A 21102-nucleotide genomic window follows, 5' to 3' on the forward strand; every position below is an offset into this window, starting at 1 on the left:
GCCACGGGATCCTCCACTCGGCGGATGCTCGGGCGTCGCTCATTAGGATCGACACGATGATCCCCTTCGACACGACCACGCCGCCCCCTGAAGAGTCCGTCGACATCACGGATGCGGAATTCTGGCAGGGCGTCGGTTCGTTCTTCGCCGACGCGGGATGGAACCTGCTGACGGTCTTCAGCATCATCGTGGGCGCGCTGGTGGTCACCTGGATCCTGCGCCTCGTCATCCACCGTGTGGTGAACCGCATCGTCAACGGCGCGAAGAACAAGGCGAACGTCGACGACACGCAGGCGCTGGAACGGTCCCCCCTCGCATCGGTGCGACTCGTGCAGCGCACGCGAACGCTGGGCTCGATCCTCGGCAACATCGTGAACGTCTCGATCGTCATCATCGCGCTGCTGCTGATCCTGAATGTCCTGGCTCCCACTGCACTCGGGTCGCTGACCCTCCTCACCGCCGCCATCGGCGCCGGTCTCGGCTTCGGCGCGCAGAACATCGTGAAGGACGTGCTGAACGGCATCTTCATCGTCGCCGAGGACCAGGTCGGGATCGGCGACGTCGTCGACCTCGGCCTCGCCACCGGCATCGTCGAGTACGTGAGCGTGCGCGTGACGCACGTCCGCGACGTCAACGGCACCCTCTGGTACGTCCGTAACGGCGAGATCACCCGCATCGGCAATCTCTCGCAGGGCTGGTCTCGCGTGATCCTCGACCTGTCGGTGGCCGCCGACTCCGACATCGCCGAGGTCGAGAAGGCGATGCTCGACACGGCCAAGGAGCTGGCGAAGGACCCCAAGTGGCGCACGCGCATCCTCGAGCAGCCCGAGGTCTGGGGCCTCGAGTCGATCTCGGGCGACGCCCTCGTCATCCGCCTCGTCATGAAGACGCGCGCCAACGCGAAGGACGACGTCGCCCGCGAGCTGCGCGTCCGCCTGAAGCACACGATCGACGACATGGGCATCACCCTCCCCGCGCTCACCGCCGTCATGCCTACGGGGCTCGAGGGTGCTCAGCGCGTGCGGGGCGCCAACCCCCCGAAGACGAAGCCCACGCCCGTCGCGTCCACCACCGAACGCCCCGTCTGGAAGCCCAAGCGCACCAGCAAGAAGCCCTCGTCGCCGGCGACCGGCGACGAGCCGGGCACGACTCCCGGAGGAACCTCATGACGGACCCCACCACCCCGCCGCCCCCCGCTGGCGCGACGCACGGAGACTCCGGTCGCGTGGATCCGCCCGCCGCGCCGCTGAGCTTCTACGACGAGATCGGCGGGCACGAGACCTTCGTGCGTCTCGTCGACGCGTTCTACCGAGGCATCGCGGACGACGAGGTGCTGCGGCCGATGTATCCCGAGGAGGACCTCGGGCCGGCCAAGGAGCGCCTCACCCTCTTCCTCGAGCAGTACTGGGGTGGGCCGACGACGTACAGCCAGGAGCGCGGCCACCCGCGCCTGCGGATGCGTCACGCGGCGTTCCATGTCGACCCCGATGCGCGCGACCGCTGGCTCGCCCACATGCGCGTTGCCGTCGACGAGCTGCACCTGCCACCGCTTCACGAGGTCACGCTCTGGGACTACCTGCAGCGTGCCGCGTACGCGATGGTGAACACCTTCGAGCCCTCGGGCATCGGACCCGCCGCGGGTGCCCGCAACGCGACCGGTCTGCCCATGACGGCCGCACCGCCCGCGTCGCCCGGCCACACCGGCTGACCACCCGCTCTTCCCCCAACCCCGCCGCCGACGAAGGAGTCGACATGCCCCTCGCCACCCACCACACCGACATCCTCGTCATCGGATGGGGCCTCGCCGGTCTCGTCGCCACGGCAGAGGCCGTGGCTGCCGGCAAACGCGTCACGATCGTCGACCAGGAGCCGCGGTCCAATCTCGGAGGCCAGGCGTGGTGGTCGTTCGGCGGGCTCTTCTTCATCGACTCGCCGGAGCAGCGCCGGCTCGGCATCCACGACTCGCTCGAGCTCGCGCGCCAGGACTGGCTGGGCAATGCCGGATTCGATCGCGACGAGGACCTCTGGCCCCGCCGCTGGGCCGAGGCATACCTGCAGTTCGCGCACGAGGAGAAGCGTGCCTGGCTGCGTGAGAAGGGCGTCAGCTTCTTCCCGATCGTGGGCTGGGCGGAGCGTGGCGGCTACTCGGCCACGGGTCCGGGGAACTCCGTACCCCGGTTCCATGTCACCTGGGGCACCGGGCCGGGCGTCGTCGCCCCTTTCCAGGCCGCCGTCGAGGCCGGCGAGGCGGACGGGCGCGTGACGATCCTGCCGCGCCACCGCGTCGCATCGCTGACCGTCGAGAACGGCACCGTCACCGGTGCCGAGGGCGACGTGCTCGCCCCATCCGGAGCCGCGCGGGGTGTGGCGAGCTCCCGAGAGGTCGTCGACGCGTTCGCGATCACCGCCGGTGCGACGATCGTGTCGTCCGGCGGCATCGGCGGCAACCACGACCTCGTCCGCCGCTGGTGGCCGGAGCGCCTCGGCACTCCCCCGGAGACGATGGTCACCGGAGTCCCCGCCTACGTCGACGGCTCGCTGCAGCCCGTCAGCGAGGCGGCGGGCGCCCGCCTCATCAACGGCGATCGCATGTGGCACTACGTCGAGGGAATCCAGAACTGGGACCCGGTGTGGCCGGATCACGGCATCCGGATCCTCCCAGGGCCGTCGTCGGTCTGGCTCGATGCGACCGGCAACCGCCTGCCGGTGCCCCTCTTCCCCGGCTTCGACACGCTCGGCACCTTGGCGCACCTCCGCGCCACCGGGTACGACCACTCGTGGTTCGTGCTGTCGCAGCAGATCATCGAGAAGGAGTTCACACTCTCGGGCAGCGAGCAGAACCCCGATCTCACCGGCAAGGACGTGCGTCTGCTCGCAAAGTCGCGCCTGGGCAAGGGCGCTTCCGGACCGGTGCAGGCCTTCATGGACCACGGCGCCGACTTCGTCGTGCGCAACACCCTCGACGAGCTGATCGCGGGTATGCGGGCCCTCCCGGGCGGCGATGCGCTGGACGGCGATCGCGTGCGGTTCGAGGTCGAAGCGCGCGACCGCGAGATGGACAACGACTTCACGAAGGACGCGCAGATCGCCATGCTGCGGTCGGCCCGCGCCTTCCGTGGCGATCGACTCATCCGCACTGCGACGCCGCACCGGATCCTGGACCCCAAGTCCGGGCCGCTCATCGCGGTGAAGCTGCACGTGCTGACGCGCAAGTCCCTGGGCGGCATCGAGACCGACCTGTCCGCCCGCGCGCTCGGCGCCGGCGGCGAGCCGGTGCCCGGGCTGTACGCCGCGGGCGAGGCGAGCGGCTTCGGCGGCGGCGGCGTGCACGGCTATCGCGCGCTGGAGGGCACGTTCCTCGGCGGATGCCTCTTCTCGGGGCGCGTGGCCGGGCGCGCGGCGGCCGCCGCGGTGTGACGAACTCGACCGTCGAGTTGATCGCCGATCACGTCGGCGTCAGACGGCCGAGGAGCCCGTCCGGCGCACCGGTGTGAGTCCGGTCGCCACCGGTCCCCGCACGAGCACGTGCCCGCGCGTGAGGCTCACGCGGGTCCACGGTCCGCTCCCGAACACGCGGGCGGTCTCGCGGCCGCTGATGAACCCGAGGCTGAGCGCCGCGAAGGCGACGCCGAGCGGCAGGCCGCCGAGGTCGTCGTCCGGCACGCCCCACACCGCGGCGCGCACCGTCCGTACGACGTCTTCGCCGGCATCCGTCGGCACCGCGTCCGCGACACGCGCGATGCCGCCCTGCGCTTTCGCCGCCAGGGTCGACGCATCGATGCCGGGCCGGGCGTCCCATCCGGTGCGTGGCGGCGTGATGCCGGCCCAGGCCGGTGACAGCGCGGTCTCGGGCAGCGAAAGCGCGCGGGGGTCGTCAGGAGCGGCGGCGAGTGCGGATGCCTCGACCACCAGATCGCACACCAGTTCGGGGTCGGCCGAGAGAGTGCGCAGAGCAAGCACGGTGGGCGTCGGATCGCCGAAGCCGCGCGGGGCGAGGGGAGCTGCGGTCATGGCCAGCACGCCTGAGGAAGCCTGCAGCCGAACCCCCTCCACGGTGAAGCGCGCTGCACGCCCGGCGAAGGTCAGGGCGTCGGCGGCGGAATCGGGATCGGCGAGCAACAGGCGCGGGGACATGGCCCTCTAAGCTACCAAGCGGACCTGCGGGCGGCCGCCGCCCCGGAGAGGAGCACCCGTGGATGCCGAGCCGAACGCCGAGGCGGCTCCCGAGACCGATCCGGTCGCGTCGATGCTGTCGGTGATCGATCTCAGCGCCTCGGATGCGCGGACCACCGAGGACATCTTCACCGGGGCCTCGCAGTCCATGCCGCTCGGCCGGGTCTACGGCGGTCAGGTGCTGGCGCAGTCGATCGTCGCCGCGTCGCGCACGATCCCGGACGAGCGGATCGTGCACTCGATGCACGGCTACTTCCTCCGACCGGGCGACTCCGCCAAAGGCATCACCTTCTCGGTCGACCGCATCCACGACGGGCGATCCTTCTCGACACGGCGCACGCAGGCGTACCAGGAGGGGGTGCCGATCTTCTCCATGATCGCGTCCTTCCAGGACGAGGACCCCGGCCTCGAGCACCAGGAGCCGATGCCCGAAGGGCTGCCCGGCCCGGACGAGCTTCCCGACATCGAGTCGCAACTGCGGGGCCTGCATCCGATGTCGAAGCGACTGTTCACCGATCGGCCGGTCGACCTGCGTCACATCCCCTCGCCCATCTATGTCGCAGCGGGGGCCGAACAGGTCCCGCGACAGGCCGTGTGGATGCGGATCCGACGGCCGATCCCCGACACGCCCGCGGTCCACCGCGCGGCCCTCGCCTACCTGAGCGACTTGACCATCCAGGAGTCGATCCTGCGTGCGCACGGCGTCTCGTGGGCCACGCCCGGGCTCAAGGTGGCCAGTCTGGATCATGCGATGTGGTGGCACCGCTTCGGCCGCGTCGACGAATGGATGCTGTACGTCCAGGAGTCGCCGAGCGCCCGAGGCGGCCGGGGACTCGCGACCGGACGCATCTACGCCGCGGACGGCACGCTGCTCGCGAGCGTCGCGCAGGAGATCATGGTCCGCGTACCCGACGCCGAGGAGCGCCGGGGCTGATCTTCAGCGGCGCTTCGCGTACACGATGGGCTCGCCGACGAACGGCGCCCACGCGTCTCGCTCGGCCGCTCCCCATCGCGTCGGCCGGCCGCTGGCGGTGTCCACCAGGACGACGACGGCCGAGGCTCGGGCGTACATGACCTGCGCCTGCTCGCCCGCGGGGCTGAACACCTCGTAGCAGACCTCCACGCTCGAGCCGCCGATGCGGCCGACCCACAGCTGCACGTCCAGCGGCCTCTGTCCGTAGGGCACAGGGCGCAGGTACTCGATCTCCTGCCGTGCGACGAGCGTCGCCCGCGAGCCGCCACCCTCGAGGACCGACATGTCGAAGACCGCGGTGGCCGCGGCATCCGTCCCGTCTTCAGGTCGCCAGAAGGCGCGCAGGCGCGCCTCTTCGAGCAGCTTGAGCATTGAGGTGTTGTTGACGTGCCCGAGCGCGTCGAGGTCTCCCCACCGCAGGTGGATGGGGACGTGCAGGCGGCGACCGTTCGCGGCGGGTGCGACCGTCCCATCGCCGGTGTCAGTCACGCGTGAGCTTGCGGTAGGCGGTGCGGTGCGGGCGTGCCGCGTCGGCGCCGAGACGCTCGATCTTGTTGGCCTCGTAGGCCTCGAAGTTGCCCTCGAACCAGTACCACTTGTCGGGGTCCTCGTCGGTGCCCTCGTAGGCGAGGATGTGGGTCGCGATGCGGTCCAGGAACCACCGGTCGTGCGTGATGACCACCGCGCAGCCCGGGAACTCGAGCAGGGCGTTCTCGAGAGACTGGAGCGTCTCCACATCCAGGTCGTTGGTCGGCTCGTCGAGGAGCAGCAGGTTTCCGCCCTCCTTGAGGGTCAGCGCGAGGTTGAGGCGATTGCGCTCACCACCCGACAGCACGCCCGCCTTCTTCTGCTGGTCGGGTCCCTTGAAGCCGAACTTCGACACGTACGCGCGCGACGGGATCTCGGTCTTGCCGACCGTGATGATGTCGAGGCCGTCCGACACGACCTCCCACAGGGTCTTGTTCGGGTCGATGTTCGAGCGCGACTGGTCGACGTAGCTGATCTTGACCGTCTCGCCGATCTTGAGATCTCCGCCATCGAGCGGCTCGAGGCCGACGATCGTCTTGAAGAGCGTCGTCTTTCCGACACCGTTCGGGCCGATGACGCCCACGATGCCGTTCGGCGGCAGGCTGAAGCTCAGGCCGTCGATGAGCGAGCGGCCGTCGAAGCCCTTCTGGAGCTTCTTCGCCTCGATGACGATGCTGCCCAGGCGCGGCCCCGGCGGGATCGTGATCTCCTCGAAGTCGAGCTTGCGCGTGCGGTCGGCTTCGGACGCCATCTCCTCGTAGCGGGCCAGGCGCGCCTTGGACTTCGCCTGACGACCCTTCGCGTTCGATCGCACCCAGTCCAGTTCCTCGGCGAGACGCTTGGCGAGCTTCGCGTCCTTCTTGCCCTGGATCGCGAGACGCTCGCCCTTCTTCTCGAGGTAGGTCGAGTAGTTGCCCTCGTACCCGATGAGACGGCCCCGGTCGACTTCGGCGATCCACTCGGCGACGTTGTCGAGGAAGTACCGGTCGTGGGTGATCGCGATCACGGCGCCGGGGTACTTCTGCAGGTGCTGCTCGAGCCAGAGCACGCTCTCGGCGTCGAGGTGGTTCGTGGGCTCGTCGAGCAGGAGCAGGTCGGGCTTCTGCAGCAGCAGCTTGGTGAGCGCGACGCGGCGCTTCTCACCGCCCGACAGCGGGCCGATCTCGGCCTCGCCCGGAGGGGTGCGCAGCGCATCCATCGCCTGCTCGAGCTGGGAGTCGAGGTCCCACGCGTCGGCGGCGTCGATCTCCTCCTGCAGCACTCCCATCTCGGCCAGGAGCGCATCGAAGTCTGCATCGGGATCGGCCATCAGCCCCGAGATCTCGTTGAAGCGGTCGACCTTCGCCTTGATCGCGATGCCGTCCTGGATGTTCTCCAGCACGGTCTTGGTCTCGTCGAGTTCAGGCTCCTGCATCAGGATGCCGACGCTGAATCCGGGGCTCAGCTTCGCCTCGCCGTTCGACGGCGTGTCGAGGCCTGCCATGATCTTCAGGATCGTCGACTTGCCGGCGCCGTTCGGGCCGACCATGCCGATCTTGGCGCCCGGAAGGAACGCCATGGTGACGTCGTCCAGGATCAGCTTGTCGCCGACGGCCTTGCGGGCTCGGACCATGGAGTAGATGTACTCAGCCATGCGGGTTTCTGCTCTCCTCGGACTTCAGACGTCAGCGTCTCAGCCTACCGGCCCTGTGGCAGACGGACTCCACGGTGGCGAGCGGCGGCCGCGGCCCGTCGAAGGATCGAGCGGCAGCGCCTCACCAGTCGATGGGTCGTGTCTCGCCGATGAGACAGGCTCCCTCGGCCAGCACCGGCATCACCACGGTGACGGGATTCCCGGTCTCCGGGCCGACCTGGCCGATCAGGCACTCGTCGCCCCAGCGCACGGCGAACTGGATGCTCTCGGCCGGGTTGCCGACCGTCGTCTGATCGTTCGTCACCTGCATCGCCGCCTTGTCGAACCCGGCTGCCGTCAGCGCGTCCACGTACGCTCGTCCGGCCGCTCGGTCCGATGACTCCCACACGGCGGCGGTCACCGACGTGAACAGGGGCAGATTGTCCGCCGCAGTGCCATCTGACACGAGGGCCGGTTCGGGTGCCGTCGTCGGTGCCGGCGTCGGAGCAGCGCCCGACTGATCGGGCGTCGATGTGATCGTCGGTGACGGCGTCGCGTCAGGAGTGGTCACGGGGGTGCATGCCGTCAACGCGCCGGCGAGCAGGATCGCTGCGAGCGCCAGCAAGGCAAGACGCTGCCGGGCTTCAGAGCGAGCGCGGGGCGGGAGGTCTCGGGCCACGGAGAGAGTTTAGGGCCGCCGGCCCCGCGCAGGCTGAACGCTCAGAACGGCGTCTCGCCGCCGCCCGTCGATGAAGACACTCCCGACCCGGCACCGACCAGGAGCGGCTCGGTGCTCCCACCCTCGGTGCCCGACGGAGAAGCGTCGACACCGGGCGCCGCCCATGCGTCGTCCCCGGATCCCTGCGCCGCGTGGTCTGCGCCATCCGTCACGGCGACGTGCGAATCCTTCATGAACGTCGTCGTCCCCCACAGGAGATCGTGCCCGATCGCCTCGGCATCGATCTCGATCGCCGTCCCCCGACGAGTGCCGTTGTCCCATTCACGCAGACGCAGGCGACCGGTCAGGATGACGCGATCGCCCTTCTGCAGCGATCGGTACGCGTGATCGGCCAGCGTGCGGAAGGCCGACACCGTGTACCAGTTCGTGCCGGCGTCGGACCATGCCCCTGCCTCGCGGTCGTAGCGCCGCTGGCCGCTCGCGACGCGGAACGTGGCGATCGCCACGCCGCTCGACGTCCGCTTCAACTCCGGAGGTGTGGCCACGTTGCCCGTGATCGTGATCGTGTCGCCTCTGTCACTCATGTCGTGTCCCATCTGTCGTCCCGGGGACCTTCCCCGGTGGTACCGCCGGCGCCCCGTGCCCGAGGACGCCGGCGGTGGGATCAGCCTGCCGGGCAGAGGCCGTGCCCAGTCCGAACCGGCGGCGATCTGGGGACAGCTCGAGCGAACCGTCACCTGGGGAGGAATCGCCGGAGACCGCCCGCCCGGACGATGTCGGAAGCCGTAGTTATGTTCGAGCGGAAGGAGGAACCATGACCACCGTCATCGAAGCTCGATCAGCCGGCACGCCGACACTCACCTCGCACTCGCGCGTGCGCCTCGTCGCCGCGGCCCCTTCGCTGTGGCGCGTGCTGGACCGCGCCGGCATCGTCATCGGCCATCTGCAGCAGGTGCCGCATGCCGGCGACATCCGCTTCCGGGCACGCCGCTTCCACAGGCCCTCGCAGGCTTTCCGCGACATCGGCGAGTTCTGGAGCGCCGACGAGGCGGTCGAGTGCCTGCGACTCGCGCGATGAGCCGAGCCGCCCGCACGGGCGGAATCAGATGACGGAGCCGACCCGCTCCACGAGCGAAGACGGCGCACCCGCCCGCACCGCCGCCCAGACCTCGCCGAGCACGCTCGCGGCCCGCACCATCTCTTCGGGCGGCGCGGTGAACGGCACCCGCAGATGGCGTTCGTGTCCGCCCTCCACCGAGAACCGCGGCCCCGCGCTGAGCAGGAGCCCGTGTGATCGCGCCTCCATGACGAGCGCGGAGCTGAGGGGTGAGCCCAGCTCGATCCACAGCGAGACTCCCCCGTGCACGACCGGGATATCCCACGACGGCAGCACCGACCGCAGCGTGTCCACCAGCGCGTCGCGCCCCGCGCGGAGCAGCTGCGAGCGCTGCAGGACGATCTCGTCAAAGTGGGCGAGGAGGCGGGTGGCGATCGCCTGCTCGAACTCGGGTGTTCCGAGGTCGTGTGCCGGCCGCGCCGCAACCAGTCGGCCGATCAGTTCACCGTCGGCACGCACCCAGCCGAGGCGCAGCCCTCCCCACACCGTCTTGCCCAGCGAGCCGATCCGGACCACGGTCCCGGGCTCGGCTGAGTCGAAGCCCGGCGCGAGCACGCCGCGGTCGATGTCGAGATCCGCTGTCGTCTCGTCGAGCACCAGCACCGAGCCCGAACGCTCCCCCGCAGCGAGCAGAGCCTGCCGCTCGTGCGCCGTCATGCTGCGTCCGGTCGGATTCTGGAAGTCGGGCATGAGGTATGCCATCACGGGCAACGTGCGCGCGAACGCCTGCTCGGCGCGATCGACGTCCCACCCGTCATCCGTCGTCACCGGGACGCCGACGAGTCGCGCTCCCGCGCGGCGCAGCGCGTCCGCGGCGTGCGGATAGGTGGGCGTCTCGACGAGGACGCGGTCACCGCGACCGATCAGCACCGACGACACGAGATGGATCGCACTCTGCGCACCGGTCGTCACGAGCACCTCGTCCGGATGCGTCGGGACGCCCCGTTCGGTGTAACGGCGCGCAATGGCCTCGCGAAGCTCGATGCGCCCGAGCACGTCGTAGCCCACGCGTGAGACCAGCGCCGATGCGTTCGCGGCCGTCTGTGTCATGATCCCGGCGAGGCCGGGCCACGCGGGCGGACTGGCCTGCTGAAGATCGATCATGCCGTCCACCGCCTCGACCCGGCCGGGGTCCCGGCGCCTCAGCGGCAGTGTCACGCTGCCCGATCCGCGAAGGCTTGCGATGTGGGCGGTCTCGCGGAGGCTGCGGTAAGCCGCCGCGACGGTGCTGCGACTCACGTGCAGGGCACCGGCCAGCTCTCTCTCGGCGGGCAGTGTCGTTCGCGGCGCCAGCCGGTTGTCCAGACACAGCAGACGGATGCCGTCGGCCAATGCTTCGTACGCAGGCTCCCTCGTGCGCCATCCGCCCAGCGACTGAGCCAGCGCGCGCGCCGACATCCGCGAATCCATGGGAGCCATGATAGTCATATTGGACTGCACCCGACATACCAATCATGAGATTGGATGGATGGATGCCACGCCGAATCGTCCAACTGCTCGTCGGTCTCTTCCTTTACGGGGCCGGCTGCGCCCTGACAGTCGAGGCGGGCCTCGGCGTCGACCCGTGGACCGTCTTCGCCCAGGGTCTGTCCGTGCGAACGGGGATCGGAATCGGCTGGATCACCAACATCGTCGGCTTCTTCGTGCTGCTGCTGTGGATCCCGCTGCGCCAGAAGCCCGGCATCGGCACGATCGCGAACATCCTCCTCGTCGGCACCAGCATGCAGATCGTGCTCGACCTCATCCCGCCGATGACGGGTTTCGTCGCACAGCTGGCGACGCTGCTGGCCGGCATCCTGCTCGTCGCGCTCGCGTCCGGTCTCTACATCGGGGCGCGCTTCGGTCCCGGCCCCCGTGACGGCCTGATGACCGGTCTGAACGCGCGACTGGGCTGGCCGATCTGGCTCTGTCGAGCGCTGGTCGAGCTGTCAGTGCTGCTCGTGGGCTGGCTGCTCGGCGGCACGGTCGGCATAGGAACGGTGCTCTTCGCGGTGCTGATCGGCCCGCTCGTCCACGTCGCCCTGCCGCTGTTCGACACGCGCCGCAAGACAGAAGCCGTCTCGCACCAGCCGGCGTGAAGCGTCCAGCGGGAGAACAACAAGTCCCCCCCGCGAGGTCGCTCAGTGCTCGCGGAACTGAGGCCAGTCGCTTCCGGGCGCCATCCGCGAATGCAGCGCGCTCTTGGCGATCTCCATCGTGGGGTACGTCCCTGCGACGTGATCGGCCCCCGCCATCGTGACGGTGTAGCCGTCGTCGTCCTTGCGGATGCTTCCGGCGACGCCTGATCCGCCGTAGGCGATCCAGAGCGCGTGGTGCGTCTGTGCGGTGCTCATGGTGAACTCCTTTCGATGCCTCCGATGCCGACGCTACGCCGAGCCCGGGACAAGCGCCAGCGTCCGCGACCGCGTGGCGCGACCCGGTAGTGTGGAAACACCCTTCCCTCCGTAGCTCAGGGGACAGAGCGAGCGGTTTCTACCCGCAAGGTCGGGGGTTCGAATCCTCCCGGAGGGGCTGACGGGACCGGCGTGAGAGCTGGAACCCTGGTTCAGGCCCATGGGATGTCTGAACTTGCGACAAGGATGGAGCGCATGGTGGGTGCATCCGAGAACGATCGTCTGGTGTGGATCGACTGCGAGATGACGGGCCTCGATCTGGGCGTCGACGAGTTGGTGGAGATCGCCGTTGTCGTCACCGACTTCGAGTTGCGGGCGCTCGACCCCGGTTTCGACGTCGTGATCAAGCCTGACGACTCGGCGATGGCGAACATGAACGAGTTCGTGACCAACATGCATCGCTCGTCCGGCCTCCTGGACGAGATCCCCCACGGCGTGAGCCTGGCGGATGCCGAGTTCCAGGTTCTCGAGTACATCCAGCGCTTCGTCCCCCTCGAGGGCAAAGCGCCCCTCGCGGGCAACACCATCGGCACCGACCGGATGTTCCTGGCGAAGTACATGCCGCGTGTCGACCGCTGGCTGCACTACCGGAACGTCGACGTGTCGAGCATCAAGGAGCTCTCGCGCCGCTGGTACCCCCGCGCGTACATCCACGCGCCGGCGAAGGACGGCGGCCACCGCGCCCTCGCCGACATCGTCGAGTCGATCCGCGAGCTCGCCTACTACCGCCAGGCGGTGTTCGTCCCCGAGCCCGGCCCGACGAGCGACGGCGCGCGCGCAGCAGCGGCCGCCGTCGTGTCGTCGTTTGCCCCAGAGGTGTGAGAGAATCGTTGGGTTGCCCGCTCAGGCGGGAGACATGGTGGGTATAGCTCAGTTGGTAGAGCGCTGGCTTGTGGTGCCGGATGTCGCGGGTTCGAGTCCCGTTACTCACCCCAATTCCTTCGAAATGGGGCGCGTCTCACGCGCCCCATTCGCGTAGAAGCGGGGCATCATGATGGAGATGGATGCCGCGACGTTCGAGCAGCTGGTGACCGACGAGCTGGACGCGCTCCCCGACGACATGGTGGAGGGCCTCGACAACGTCGTCTTCGTCGTCGAGGACCGCCCGGAGGACGGCAGCCTCGACCTGCTGGGGCTGTATGACGGGTGGGCGCTGACAGAACGCGAGCGCTACGGTGTGGGAGAGCTGCCCGACCGCATCATCGTCTATCGCGAGCCGCACCTGGCGACGTGCGACGACGAGGATGAGCTGCGCGATGAGGTGCACACGACGTTGGTGCACGAGATCGCCCACTTCTACGGGATCGACGACGCCCGTCTGCACGAGCTGGGGTGGGCGTGAAGACGCCGGTGGCCACTCCCACCGTGGACCATGAGGTCGACATCGCGGCGCGGATCGATCCTGTCCGTCCCTGGCAGACCGTCGTATGGGACGACCCCGTCAACCTCATGAGCTACGTCACCCATGTGTTCCGCGAGTACTTCGGCCTTCCCCGCGCCGAGGCGGAGCGTCTCATGCTCGCTGTGCACAACGAGGGCCACGCCGTGGTCGCCCAGGGTGCACGGGAGCAGATGGAACTGCATGCGCAGGCCATGCACGACTACGGCCTGTGGGCGACCGTGCGACAGGAGCCGTCATGAGCGGACGGACCGTAGCGATGGAGATCACCCGACTGGAGGCTGCGCACCTCGCGAGCCTGGTCGGGCAGTTCAGCGAGCTGCTCCGGGACTCGGCTCCCGAGGACGGCGATCCGGCGCTCGCCAGGCTCGTGCCCGCCGCCTATTCCGACGATGCAGAGGCAGCACGCGAGTTCCGCGCGCTGACCCAGTCAGACCTCCTCGATCGGCGGGCCGCCGACGCGGCCGTCGTCCTCGCCTCCCTCCAGGACGCGGCGCGGATTCCCGAGGACCCCGAAGACCCGGCCCTCCTGGAGCAGGTCGAGATCCGACTCGAGTACCCCTCGGCGCAGGCCTGGCTCCGCACTCTCGCGGCGGTCCGGCTCGTTCTGGCGACCAGGCTCGGCATCGAGGCGGAAGACGACCATGACGTCACCGATCCCCGCTTCGGCATCTACGACTGGATCGGCTACCGGCTGGACGGTCTCGTTGCCGCGCTCGACCTCGACCGCTGACGAGCGAGCTCAGGGCACCGGGAAGACCAGCGTCGCGAGGCGCATCGGATCGTCGCGTGCGACATGCCGCTGCTCCTGCCGCGCCCATCGCTCCCAGTGCGGGCGGAAGGCCTCCCCGTCACGCGCGAGAGCGCGCTGCTTGCGCGACGCGGCGGGTGACTCGAGCCACACCCGAACGTCCCCGAGGCGGGCCGTCGCCGGTGTGAGCAGGCCGGCGCCCTCGACGATCAGAGGCAGCGAGGGATCGACCGCGTGTGCCTCCGCCGGCTCGCCGACCGTCCAGTCCCAGCGCTGCCAGACACCTACGAGGCCACGCGCATGCGGTGTGAGGATCAGCTCTCTCGCCAGCTCCACGCCGTCGTCGAGGCCATCCCAGCCGGGGTAGACGGAATCCAGCGCCACGACCTGCACACGCCCCCGCAGTGGCCACTGAGCGACGAGCGCACGCGCCAGGGAGGACTTGCCGGCACCGCTGCGGCCATCGATGAGGATGACCGGATTGGATGCCGCCACCCCCGCGATCGCCCTGGTGATCTGGTCGACGGCGATGGCGAGCGAGTTGCCGACCGCGTCAGGGCTACTTCTTGAGGGCGCGGATGACACGGCTGAGCGCGCGGCCGGCGAAGAACACGAACGGGACCGCGACAGTGAGCAGCGCGATGAGGTTCGGCTCGAAGCGAAGGTCGTCGCCGCGGCGGATATAGGCGCCGACCGGGATCGCCCAGCCGCCCCCGCCGCCCCCGCCGTTTCCCGCCTCGTCGGAGCCGCCGCCGAAGCCCGACCATGTCAGGGCGACAGGGATGATGCGGACGCCGTCGACGTCCTGCTGCTCGCCGTATGCGCTCTTCACGCCGAAGGAGGCGGACTGCTGGCCGAGTTCGAGTGCGATGTTGGGCATGGGTCAACGGTAGCGGGCGCGGGCGCTCCGGCACAGCTGCCGCCGCAACACCGCCCAGAGCCGGCAGAACGCACCGCCCGGCTCGTCAGCCCTGGTCGAGCCGCGGCGCAGGTGGACTCGTGGGGATGGTGCCGCCGCCGCGCGTGCCGAGCAGGGTGGCGCGCGTGACGGCGCCGCGGCCGAACTTCGCGGCCGCGCCGTCGAGCGCATCCTCGATGCGCCGCCAGCCGGCGTCGTCGTCCCACAGCGTGGGCGCCGCCGCTCCGGCGGGACGCAGCTTCTCGGCGCGCACGCCGATCAGACGCACGGGCAGTGCGCGATCCACCGACGCGAACAGTTCGAGTGCGGCATCCCCGATCCGCTGGCCCACCGCCGTGGGCTCGACCAGGGTCTGCGAGCGGGAGATCGTTGTGAAGTCCGCGAAGCGCACTTTGATCGCCACGGTCGAGGACTCCCAGCCGTTGCCGCGCAGCCGCGCGCCGACCCGGTCGGCCAGCCGGCGCAGCTCCGAACGCAGCACCGCTGTGTCTGCGATGTCGTGATGGAACGTCTCTTCGTGACCCACGCTCTTCTCGACACGCCCGGTGTCGACGTGGCGGGCGTCGATGCCGCGGGCCAGGTGCCAGACACGATCGCCCATCGCCGGACCCAGGGCTCGATCAAGCAACTCGCGCGGTGCCTCGAGCACGTCGGCGATGGTGCGGATGCCCCGGCCCTCGAGAGCCTCCGAGGCCTTCGGACCGACGCCCCACAGCGCACGCACCGATCTCGGGGCGAGGAACGCCGCCGTGTCGGCCTCAGCGATGACGAGGAGTCCGTCGGGCTTGCTGATGGTGGAGGCCATCTTCGCGACGTGCTTCGTCGCGGCGGCTCCGATGCTGCAGGTGAGCCCCGTCTCGTCGAGCACCCGCTGGCGCAGCATGCGTGCGATCCGCCCGGGACTCCCCCACATCCGGCGCGCTCCGCGCACGTCGAGGAACGCCTCGTCGATCGACAGCGGCTCGACGAGCGGTGTGACGTCGCGGAAGATCCGCATGACCTGCGCCGACATCTCGAGGTAGCGCTCGAAATGCGGCGGGACGACGATCGCGGTCGGACACAGGCGGAGCGCCTGACTGACCGGCATCGCCGATCGCACGCCGAAGCGGCGGGCCTCGTACGAAGCGCTGGAGACGACGGACCTGCTCTCGGGCGCGCCGATGATGATCGCCTTGCCCCGCAGCGACGGGTCGTCGAGCTGCTCCACCGAGGCGTAGAACGCATCCATATCGACGTGCAGGATGCCGGCACCGGTGTCGTCGGCGTTCTCCGGCGAGACGAGACGCCCGGATCCGTCACCACGCCCCATATGATCCATTCTCGCAGCAGCCGCCGACATCGAAATCGAGAGGGCGGACCCGGCCGGGTCCGCCCTCTCGGTTCACGCAGGTGTGTGCACCTGGATCAGTGCCTACGCGCCGGTCGCGCTCGCCCGCTCGAGCACCAGCTCGCGCACGCGTGCGGCATCCGCCTGCCCCTGCATGGCCTTCATGACGGCGCCGATGACCGCACCGGCTGCCTGCACCTTGCCGTCGCGGATCTTCGCCAGCACGTCGGGCTGCGAGGCGAGCGCCTCGTCGATGGCCGCGATCAGCGCCCCGTCGTCAGAGACCACCGCGAGCCCGCGGGCGTCCACGACCTCCTGCGGCGAGCCTTCGCCGGCGATCACGCCTTCGAGCACCTGGCGCGCCAGCTTGTCGGTGAGCGTGCCCGCGTCGACCAGCGCCTGAAGCGCGGCGACCTCGGCGGGCGTGGCCAGCTCGGACGCCTCGCGGCCCTGCACCTTGGCGAGGCGCGCGATCTCGCCGGTCCACCACTTGCGTGCGGACGCGGGCGACGCACCAGCCGCGACGGTCGCAGCGATCTCGGGAAGGATGCCGCTGTTGGCCGCATCCTGGAATTCGAGGTCGGTGAAGCCCCACTCCGTCTTCAGCCGGCGGCGGCGCGCGGCCGGCGGCTCGGGCAGCGCCGCGCGGAGCTCTTCGATCAGCTCGATCGGGGGGGCGACCGGCAGCAGATCGGGCTCCGGGAAGTACCGGTAATCGTCGGCGTCCGACTTGGGACGGCCCGGCGACGTGGTGCCGGTGTCTTCGTGCCAGTGCCGGGTCTCCTGCGTGATCGTGCCGCCCGCGGCGAGGATCGCCGCCTGACGCTGGATCTCGTAGCGCACCGCGCGCTCGACGGAACGCATCGAGTTGACGTTCTTCGTCTCGGTGCGGGTGCCGAGCTTCTCCTGGCCACGGGGGCGCAGCGAGACGTTCGCGTCGCAGCGGAGGTTGCCGCGCTCCATCCGGGCCTCCGAGATGCCGAGCGCGATCACGATGTCGCGGATCGTGGCGACGTAGGCCTTGGCGATCTCCGGCGCACGGTGCTCGGCGCCGAAGATCGGCTTGGTCACGATCTCGACCAGTGGCACGCCCGCGCGGTTGTAGTCGACGAGCGAGTACTCGGCGCCCTGGATGCGGCCGGTCGAGCCGCCGACGTGCGTCAGCTTGCCGGCATCCTCTTCCATGTGCGCGCGCTCGATCGGAACCGTCACGATCTCGCCGTCGGCGAGCTCGATGTCGACGGACCCCTCGAACGCGATCGGCTCGTCGTACTGCGAGATCTGATAGTTCTTGCCGAGGTCGGGGTAGAAGTAGTTCTTCCGCGCGAAACGGCTCGACGGGGCGATCGAGCAGCCGAGGGCCAGTCCGAGGCTGATCGAGTAGCGCACCGCCGTCTCGTTGACGACCGGCAGCGCGCCCGGGAGCCCCATGTCGACGGGTGCAACGAGCGTGTTGGGCGCCGCGTCGTGATTGGCCGAGTTTGCGGGGTTCGCGGCGGCCGAGAACATCTTGGTCTCGGTGTTCAGTTCGACGTGCACCTCGAACCCGAGCACGGGCTCGAAGAGCTCGAGGGCCTTGTCGAAGTCCAGCAGCTTGTCCTTCGCCATCAGCGGACGCCTCCGTTCGCGCCGAGGGCCGGGGCCCTGTCCAGGATCGGGCCGCCCCACGAGTCGACCAGCAGTGCCTCGAGCGCCGCACCCACGCGATAAAGGCGCGCATCTTCGTGCGCAGGCGCCAGGAACTGGATGCCGACCGGCAGGCCGTCTTCTGCGGCGAGGCCGGACGGGATGGAGATGCCGGGCACGCCGGCGAGGTTCGCCGGAATCGTCGTCACGTCGTTCAGGTACATCTGCAGCGGGTCGTCGATCTTCTCGCCCAGCCGGAACGCCGTGGTCGGCGCCGAGGGCGTCGCGATGACGTCGACCTGCGCGAACGCCTCGGCGAAGTCGCGCTGGATGAGCGTGCGGACCTTCTGCGCCGAGCCGTAGTAGGCGTCGTAGTATCCCGCCGACAGCGCGTAGGTGCCCAGGATGATGCGCCGCTTCACCTCGTCGCCGAAGCCGGCGTCGCGGGTCTTGGCCATGACGTCTTCGACGGTGCCGCCGGGAACGTCCACGCGGAGCCCGAAGCGCACGGAATCGAACTTGGCGAGGTTGCTGGATGCCTCGGCCGGGAGGATCAGGTAGTACGCGGCGACGCCGTACTCGAAGTGCGGCGCGCTGATCTCGACGATCTCGGCGCCCTGCGCCTCCATGGCGGCCAGCGCCGCGCGGAACGACTCCGACACGCCGGCCTGGAAGCCGCTGTCGGGAAGCTCGCGGATCACACCGACCTTGAGGCCCTTGAGCCCCTGGCCGCTGGCTCCCTCGCGGGCGGCCGCGGCGAAGGACGGCCAATCGTGCGCCAGCGACGTCGAGTCGTGCGGGTCGTGCCCGCCGATGACGTCGTGCAGGAGCCCGGCGTCGAGCACGGTGCGGGTCACCGGGCCGACCTGATCGAGGCTCGATGCGAGAGCGATCGCTCCGTAACGGCTGACACCGCCGTAGGTCGGCTTGATGCCGACCGTGCCGGTCACGTGGGCAGGCTGGCGGATCGACCCGCCGGTGTCGGAGCCGAGAGCCAGGGGCGCCTCGAACGCCGCGACCGCGGCCGCCGAGCCGCCGCCCGAGCCGCCGGGGATGCGCGTGAGGTCCCAGGGGTTGCGCGTCGGACCGTACGCGGAGTGCTCGGTCGAGGAGCCCATCGCGAACTCGTCCATGTTCGTCTTGCCGAGCGGGACGAGGCCCGCCGCGCGCGAGCGTGAGACCACGGTCGCGTCGTAGGGCGACATGTAGCCCTCGAGGATCTTCGACCCGCTGGTGGACGGCATGTCCGTCGTCACCAGGACGTCCTTGATGGCGAGCGGCACGCCGGCGAGTGGACCGAGGTCGTCACCGGCCGCACGGCGGCGGTCGATGTCGGCAGCCACGTCGAGCGCGTGCTCGTTGACGTGGAGGAAGGCGTGGACGTCGGCATCCACCGCCGCGATGCGGTCGAGGTGCGCCTGCGTCGCCTCGACGCTGGACACCTCGCGGGCGGCGAGCTTGTCTGCGAGCGCGGCAGCGCTCAGCTTCGTGAGATCGGTCACGTGGGGCCCCTTACTGCTCTTCGCCGAGGATCGCTGTCACACGGAAGCGGCCGTCCGCAGCATCCGGTGCGTTCTGCAGCACCTGCGCGGGCGTCAGCAGGTCTCCCGGAACGTCCGGCCGGAACACGTTCTCGAGCGGGATCGGGTGACTGGTGGCGGCGACATCGGGTGTGGCGACCTCGGAGACCTTGGCGATGTTGTCGACGATCGCGTCGAGCTGGCCGGTCAGGCGCTCGACCTCCTCGTCGCTCAGCTGGATCCGGGCGAGCACACCGAGATGGCGCACGAGATCGGGGGTGATTTCAGACACCTCCCCAGCCTACCGGGGCCGCGGCCCGGCCCCACGGCGGTCCCGGCGTAGGCTGATCGCGTGACGACCTACGACCCGCCGCGCCCCTGGATCGCCAGCTACGCCGAAGGCGTTCCCGAGGACCTCGTGCCCGTCACCGGCTCGCTCGTCGACATCGTGGACGCATCCGCGCGCGACTACCCGGATGCCGCGGCCCTGCAGTTCTTCGGGCGCGAGACGTCGTACCGCTCGCTGCACGAGCAGATCGAGCGCGCGGCCGCAGGGCTCCGAGAGCTCGGCGTGAAGGCGGGCGACCCCGTCGCGATCGTGCTGCCGAACTGCCCGCAGCACATCGTCGCCTTCTATGCGATCCTGCGGCTGGGCGCCGTGGTCATCGAGCACAACCCGCTGTACACGCCCCGGGAGCTCCGCAAGCAGTTCGAGGACCACGGAGCGAAGCACGCGATCGTGTGGACCAAGGTCGTGGCCACCGTGCAGGAGTTCCCCGCCGACCTGGCGGTCACGGGCCTCGTGTCTGTCGACGTGATCAAGGCCATGCCCCTCAGCACCCGGCTGGCTCTCAAGCTCCCCATTGCGAGGGCGCGCGAGTCACGCGCGGCGCTCACCGAACGCGTGTCGGGCACGGTGTCGTGGGAGCAGATCGTCGGCACGGCGCCGCTGCCGGCATCCCATCCCCGCCCCGCGACCGACGACCTCGCCCTCATCCAGTACACGAGCGGCACCACCGGCACGCCGAAGGGTGCAGCGCTCACGCATCGGAACCTGCTCTCCAACGCCGCGCAGGCGCGCGCGTGGGTGCCCTCGATCGTGCGCGGAGACGGATGCGTCGTCTACGCCGTGCTGCCGATGTTCCACGCCTACGGACTGACGCTCTGCCTCACGTTCGCGATGTCCATGGGCGCCCGGCTCGTGCTGTTCCCCCGCTTCGACCCCGACATGGTGCTCGACGTCGCCAAGAAGCATCCGGCGACCTTCCTTCCCCTCGTCCCGCCGATCGCGGACCGCCTGCTCAAGGCCGCACGAGAGAAGGGTGTCTCGCTCGAGGGCACCGAAGTCGCCATCTCGGGGGCGATGGCGCTGCCGCACGAGCTCGTCGTGCCGTTCGAAGCGGCGTCCGGAGGCTTCCTCGTCGAGGGCTACGGGCTCAGCGAGTGCTCGCCGGTGCTGATGGCGAACCCCGTCGCGGACAACCGCGTACCGGGCACGGTCGGTCTTCCGCTGCCCGGCACTGAGTGCCGGGTGGTCGATCCCGACGACCCGACCAAGGATGTCCCCGCCGGCGAGCGGGGCGAACTCGTGGTGCGCGGCCCCCAGGTGTTCGGCGGTTACTACGGCAAGCCGGAGGAGACCGAGGCGGTCTTCGCCGACGGCTGGTTCCGCACCGGGGACATCGTCACCATCGATGACGCCGGATTCGTGCGCATCGTCGACCGCATCAAAGAGCTCATCATCACGGGCGGCTTCAACGTCGCTCCGACGGAGGTCGAGATCGCCCTGCGCCAGCACCCTCGCGTCGAAGACGCCGCGGTCGTCGGCCTGCCCAGCGAGCATTCCGGGGAGGACGTGATCGCGGCCATCGTGCTGACCCCGGGCGAGGACGTGGATGTCGAGGTCGTGCGCGAGTTCGCCCGCGGCATCCTGACGCCGTACAAGGTGCCCCGGCGGATCTACGTGGTCGACGAGCTCCCGAAGTCCCTCATCGGCAAGGTGCTGCGCCGACAGGTGCGCGACCGCCTGCTCACGCTCACGACCGGAGCGTGAACCGACGCCCGACGGAGCGCTCGTCGGGGCGA

Annotated in this window: 24 protein-coding genes and 2 tRNA genes; 13 read left to right on the top strand and 13 right to left on the bottom strand. The window is 69.8% G+C overall.

What is annotated here, in order from left to right; translation table 11 throughout:
- Positions 1–56: 56 nt before the first annotated feature.
- From B2K11_RS05825 to B2K11_RS05835, 3 genes are read left to right on the top strand one after another with little or no spacing between them, the layout of a single operon-like run.
- Positions 57–1169: a mechanosensitive ion channel domain-containing protein gene (locus B2K11_RS05825; protein WP_163617297.1), complete on the top strand. Its 1113-nt coding sequence runs from the start codon at positions 57–59 to the stop codon at positions 1167–1169.
- On the top strand, positions 1166–1708 hold the full coding sequence (locus tag B2K11_RS05830; RefSeq protein WP_163617298.1) for a globin: 543 nt from the start codon (positions 1166–1168) through the stop codon (positions 1706–1708). The genes B2K11_RS05825 and B2K11_RS05830 overlap by 4 nt, the downstream gene beginning before the upstream one ends.
- Positions 1709–1752: 44 nt before the next feature.
- Positions 1753–3417 carry an FAD-binding dehydrogenase gene (locus B2K11_RS05835; protein ID WP_163617299.1) on the top strand — a complete coding sequence of 555 codons (1665 nt, stop codon included), beginning with the start codon at positions 1753–1755 and terminating at the stop codon, positions 3415–3417.
- Positions 3418–3456: 39 nt separating this feature from the next.
- Here B2K11_RS05835 and B2K11_RS05840 read toward each other — a convergent pair whose 3' ends face one another.
- The gene (locus tag B2K11_RS05840; RefSeq protein WP_163617300.1) at positions 3457–4134 is read right to left on the bottom strand and encodes a hypothetical protein; all 678 of its coding nucleotides are present in this window, start codon (positions 4132–4134) and stop codon (positions 3457–3459) included.
- 112 nt (positions 4135–4246) lie between these two features.
- On the opposite strand from B2K11_RS05840, the gene B2K11_RS05845 reads away from it, so the two are divergent.
- A complete protein-coding gene (locus B2K11_RS05845) occupies positions 4247–5107 on the top strand; it encodes an acyl-CoA thioesterase II (protein WP_163617527.1) in 861 nt (286 codons plus the stop codon).
- A 3-nt stretch (positions 5108–5110) separates the two neighbouring features.
- Here the strand turns inward: B2K11_RS05845 and B2K11_RS05850 are convergent, their stop codons facing one another.
- The 4 genes from B2K11_RS05850 to ssb form a co-directional block, all read right to left on the bottom strand.
- Positions 5111–5635 carry a thioesterase family protein gene (locus tag B2K11_RS05850; protein ID WP_239525759.1) on the bottom strand — a complete coding sequence of 175 codons (525 nt, stop codon included), beginning with the start codon at positions 5633–5635 and terminating at the stop codon, positions 5111–5113.
- On the bottom strand, positions 5628–7307 hold the full coding sequence (ettA, locus tag B2K11_RS05855; protein ID WP_163617301.1) for an energy-dependent translational throttle protein EttA: 1680 nt from the start codon (positions 7305–7307) through the stop codon (positions 5628–5630). Before ettA ends, B2K11_RS05850 begins: the two co-directional genes overlap by 8 nt.
- A 121-nt stretch (positions 7308–7428) precedes the next feature.
- Positions 7429–7911 carry a hypothetical protein gene (locus B2K11_RS20435; protein ID WP_204260019.1) on the bottom strand — a complete coding sequence of 161 codons (483 nt, stop codon included), beginning with the start codon at positions 7909–7911 and terminating at the stop codon, positions 7429–7431.
- A 95-nt stretch (positions 7912–8006) separates the two neighbouring features.
- Positions 8007–8549, bottom strand: a complete 543-nt coding sequence (ssb, locus tag B2K11_RS05865) for a single-stranded DNA-binding protein (protein ID WP_163617302.1) — start codon at positions 8547–8549, stop codon at positions 8007–8009.
- Between the two features lie 230 nt (positions 8550–8779).
- Between ssb and B2K11_RS05870 the strand changes: the two genes are divergently transcribed.
- The gene (locus B2K11_RS05870; protein ID WP_163617303.1) at positions 8780–9043 is read left to right on the top strand and encodes a hypothetical protein; all 264 of its coding nucleotides are present in this window, start codon (positions 8780–8782) and stop codon (positions 9041–9043) included.
- Between the two features lie 24 nt (positions 9044–9067).
- On the opposite strand, the gene B2K11_RS05875 is transcribed toward B2K11_RS05870, so the two are convergent.
- The gene (locus B2K11_RS05875) at positions 9068–10492 is read right to left on the bottom strand and encodes a PLP-dependent aminotransferase family protein (protein WP_163617304.1); all 1425 of its coding nucleotides are present in this window, start codon (positions 10490–10492) and stop codon (positions 9068–9070) included.
- A 62-nt stretch (positions 10493–10554) separates the two neighbouring features.
- On the opposite strand from B2K11_RS05875, the gene B2K11_RS05880 reads away from it, so the two are divergent.
- Positions 10555–11160: a hypothetical protein gene (locus B2K11_RS05880; RefSeq protein WP_163617305.1), complete on the top strand. Its 606-nt coding sequence runs from the start codon at positions 10555–10557 to the stop codon at positions 11158–11160.
- A gap of 42 nt (positions 11161–11202) precedes the next feature.
- Here the strand turns inward: B2K11_RS05880 and B2K11_RS05885 are convergent, their stop codons facing one another.
- On the bottom strand, positions 11203–11415 hold the full coding sequence (locus B2K11_RS05885; protein WP_163617306.1) for a methyltransferase: 213 nt from the start codon (positions 11413–11415) through the stop codon (positions 11203–11205).
- A 105-nt stretch (positions 11416–11520) separates the two neighbouring features.
- On the opposite strand from B2K11_RS05885, the gene B2K11_RS05890 reads away from it, so the two are divergent.
- The 6 genes from B2K11_RS05890 (at position 11521) to B2K11_RS05915 (ending at position 13607) form a co-directional block, all read left to right on the top strand.
- Positions 11521–11593 (top strand) — tRNA-Arg (locus B2K11_RS05890).
- A 77-nt stretch (positions 11594–11670) separates the two neighbouring features.
- Positions 11671–12297: an oligoribonuclease gene (orn, locus tag B2K11_RS05895; RefSeq protein WP_163617307.1), complete on the top strand. Its 627-nt coding sequence runs from the start codon at positions 11671–11673 to the stop codon at positions 12295–12297.
- Positions 12298–12334: 37 nt separating this feature from the next.
- Positions 12335–12410, top strand: a tRNA-His gene (locus tag B2K11_RS05900).
- Positions 12411–12466: 56 nt separating this feature from the next.
- Positions 12467–12817, top strand: coding sequence for a metallopeptidase family protein (locus B2K11_RS05905; protein WP_204260020.1), 351 nt, complete (start codon positions 12467–12469; stop codon positions 12815–12817).
- 8 nt (positions 12818–12825) lie between these two features.
- Positions 12826–13116: an ATP-dependent Clp protease adapter ClpS gene (clpS, locus tag B2K11_RS05910; RefSeq protein WP_239525761.1), complete on the top strand. Its 291-nt coding sequence runs from the start codon at positions 12826–12828 to the stop codon at positions 13114–13116.
- The gene (locus B2K11_RS05915) at positions 13113–13607 is read left to right on the top strand and encodes a DUF2017 family protein (protein ID WP_239525763.1); all 495 of its coding nucleotides are present in this window, start codon (positions 13113–13115) and stop codon (positions 13605–13607) included. The genes clpS and B2K11_RS05915 overlap by 4 nt, the downstream gene beginning before the upstream one ends.
- A 9-nt stretch (positions 13608–13616) precedes the next feature.
- Here B2K11_RS05915 and B2K11_RS05920 read toward each other — a convergent pair whose 3' ends face one another.
- The 6 genes from B2K11_RS05920 to gatC form a co-directional block, all read right to left on the bottom strand.
- Positions 13617–14120, bottom strand: a complete 504-nt coding sequence (locus tag B2K11_RS05920) for a hypothetical protein (RefSeq protein ID WP_239525802.1) — start codon at positions 14118–14120, stop codon at positions 13617–13619.
- Positions 14121–14184: 64 nt separating this feature from the next.
- Complete coding sequence (locus B2K11_RS05925) at positions 14185–14505, bottom strand: hypothetical protein (RefSeq protein WP_163617309.1); 321 nt, start codon at positions 14503–14505, stop codon at positions 14185–14187.
- A gap of 85 nt (positions 14506–14590) precedes the next feature.
- Positions 14591–15853: a DNA polymerase IV gene (locus tag B2K11_RS05930; RefSeq protein ID WP_163617310.1), complete on the bottom strand. Its 1263-nt coding sequence runs from the start codon at positions 15851–15853 to the stop codon at positions 14591–14593.
- 102 nt (positions 15854–15955) lie between these two features.
- Positions 15956–17479, bottom strand: a complete 1524-nt coding sequence (gene gatB / locus B2K11_RS05935) for an Asp-tRNA(Asn)/Glu-tRNA(Gln) amidotransferase subunit GatB (protein ID WP_163617311.1) — start codon at positions 17477–17479, stop codon at positions 15956–15958.
- Complete coding sequence (gene gatA / locus B2K11_RS05940) at positions 17479–18999, bottom strand: Asp-tRNA(Asn)/Glu-tRNA(Gln) amidotransferase subunit GatA (protein ID WP_163617312.1); 1521 nt, start codon at positions 18997–18999, stop codon at positions 17479–17481. The genes gatB and gatA overlap by 1 nt, the downstream gene beginning before the upstream one ends.
- A 10-nt stretch (positions 19000–19009) precedes the next feature.
- Positions 19010–19309: an Asp-tRNA(Asn)/Glu-tRNA(Gln) amidotransferase subunit GatC gene (gene gatC, locus B2K11_RS05945; protein ID WP_163617313.1), complete on the bottom strand. Its 300-nt coding sequence runs from the start codon at positions 19307–19309 to the stop codon at positions 19010–19012.
- A 60-nt stretch (positions 19310–19369) separates the two neighbouring features.
- Between gatC and B2K11_RS05950 the strand changes: the two genes are divergently transcribed.
- The gene (locus B2K11_RS05950; RefSeq protein WP_163617314.1) at positions 19370–21070 is read left to right on the top strand and encodes a long-chain-fatty-acid--CoA ligase; all 1701 of its coding nucleotides are present in this window, start codon (positions 19370–19372) and stop codon (positions 21068–21070) included.
- Positions 21071–21102: the final 32 nt, after the last annotated feature.

Source organism: Microbacterium sp. B35-30 (assembly GCF_010634855.1).
GTDB lineage: Bacteria > Actinomycetota > Actinomycetes > Actinomycetales > Microbacteriaceae > Microbacterium.

Bases quoted from the DNA above. Each gene is read 5' to 3' on its own strand.
- B2K11_RS05840 (WP_163617300.1), bottom strand. From the start codon at position 4,134: ATGTCCCCGCGCCTGTTGCTCGCCGATCCCGATTCCGCCGCCGACGCC.
- B2K11_RS05930 (WP_163617310.1), bottom strand. From the start codon at position 15,853: ATGGGGCGTGGTGACGGATCCGGGCGTCTCGTCTCGCCGGAGAACGCC.
- B2K11_RS05885 (WP_163617306.1), bottom strand. From the start codon at position 11,415: ATGAGCACCGCACAGACGCACCACGCGCTCTGGATCGCCTACGGCGGA.
- B2K11_RS05845 (WP_163617527.1), top strand. From the start codon at position 4,247: ATGCTGTCGGTGATCGATCTCAGCGCCTCGGATGCGCGGACCACCGAG.
- B2K11_RS05835 (WP_163617299.1), top strand. From the start codon at position 1,753: ATGCCCCTCGCCACCCACCACACCGACATCCTCGTCATCGGATGGGGC.
- ssb (WP_163617302.1), bottom strand. From the start codon at position 8,549: ATGAGTGACAGAGGCGACACGATCACGATCACGGGCAACGTGGCCACA.
- B2K11_RS05915 (WP_239525763.1), top strand. From the start codon at position 13,113: ATGAGCGGACGGACCGTAGCGATGGAGATCACCCGACTGGAGGCTGCG.
- B2K11_RS05880 (WP_163617305.1), top strand. From the start codon at position 10,555: ATGCCACGCCGAATCGTCCAACTGCTCGTCGGTCTCTTCCTTTACGGG.
- gatB (WP_163617311.1), bottom strand. From the start codon at position 17,479: ATGGCGAAGGACAAGCTGCTGGACTTCGACAAGGCCCTCGAGCTCTTC.
- B2K11_RS05870 (WP_163617303.1), top strand. From the start codon at position 8,780: ATGACCACCGTCATCGAAGCTCGATCAGCCGGCACGCCGACACTCACC.
- B2K11_RS05875 (WP_163617304.1), bottom strand. From the start codon at position 10,492: ATGGATTCGCGGATGTCGGCGCGCGCGCTGGCTCAGTCGCTGGGCGGA.
- ettA (WP_163617301.1), bottom strand. From the start codon at position 7,307: ATGGCTGAGTACATCTACTCCATGGTCCGAGCCCGCAAGGCCGTCGGC.
- B2K11_RS05830 (WP_163617298.1), top strand. From the start codon at position 1,166: ATGACGGACCCCACCACCCCGCCGCCCCCCGCTGGCGCGACGCACGGA.
- B2K11_RS05825 (WP_163617297.1), top strand. From the start codon at position 57: ATGATCCCCTTCGACACGACCACGCCGCCCCCTGAAGAGTCCGTCGAC.
- B2K11_RS05905 (WP_204260020.1), top strand. From the start codon at position 12,467: ATGATGGAGATGGATGCCGCGACGTTCGAGCAGCTGGTGACCGACGAG.
- orn (WP_163617307.1), top strand. From the start codon at position 11,671: ATGGTGGGTGCATCCGAGAACGATCGTCTGGTGTGGATCGACTGCGAG.
- B2K11_RS05925 (WP_163617309.1), bottom strand. From the start codon at position 14,505: ATGCCCAACATCGCACTCGAACTCGGCCAGCAGTCCGCCTCCTTCGGC.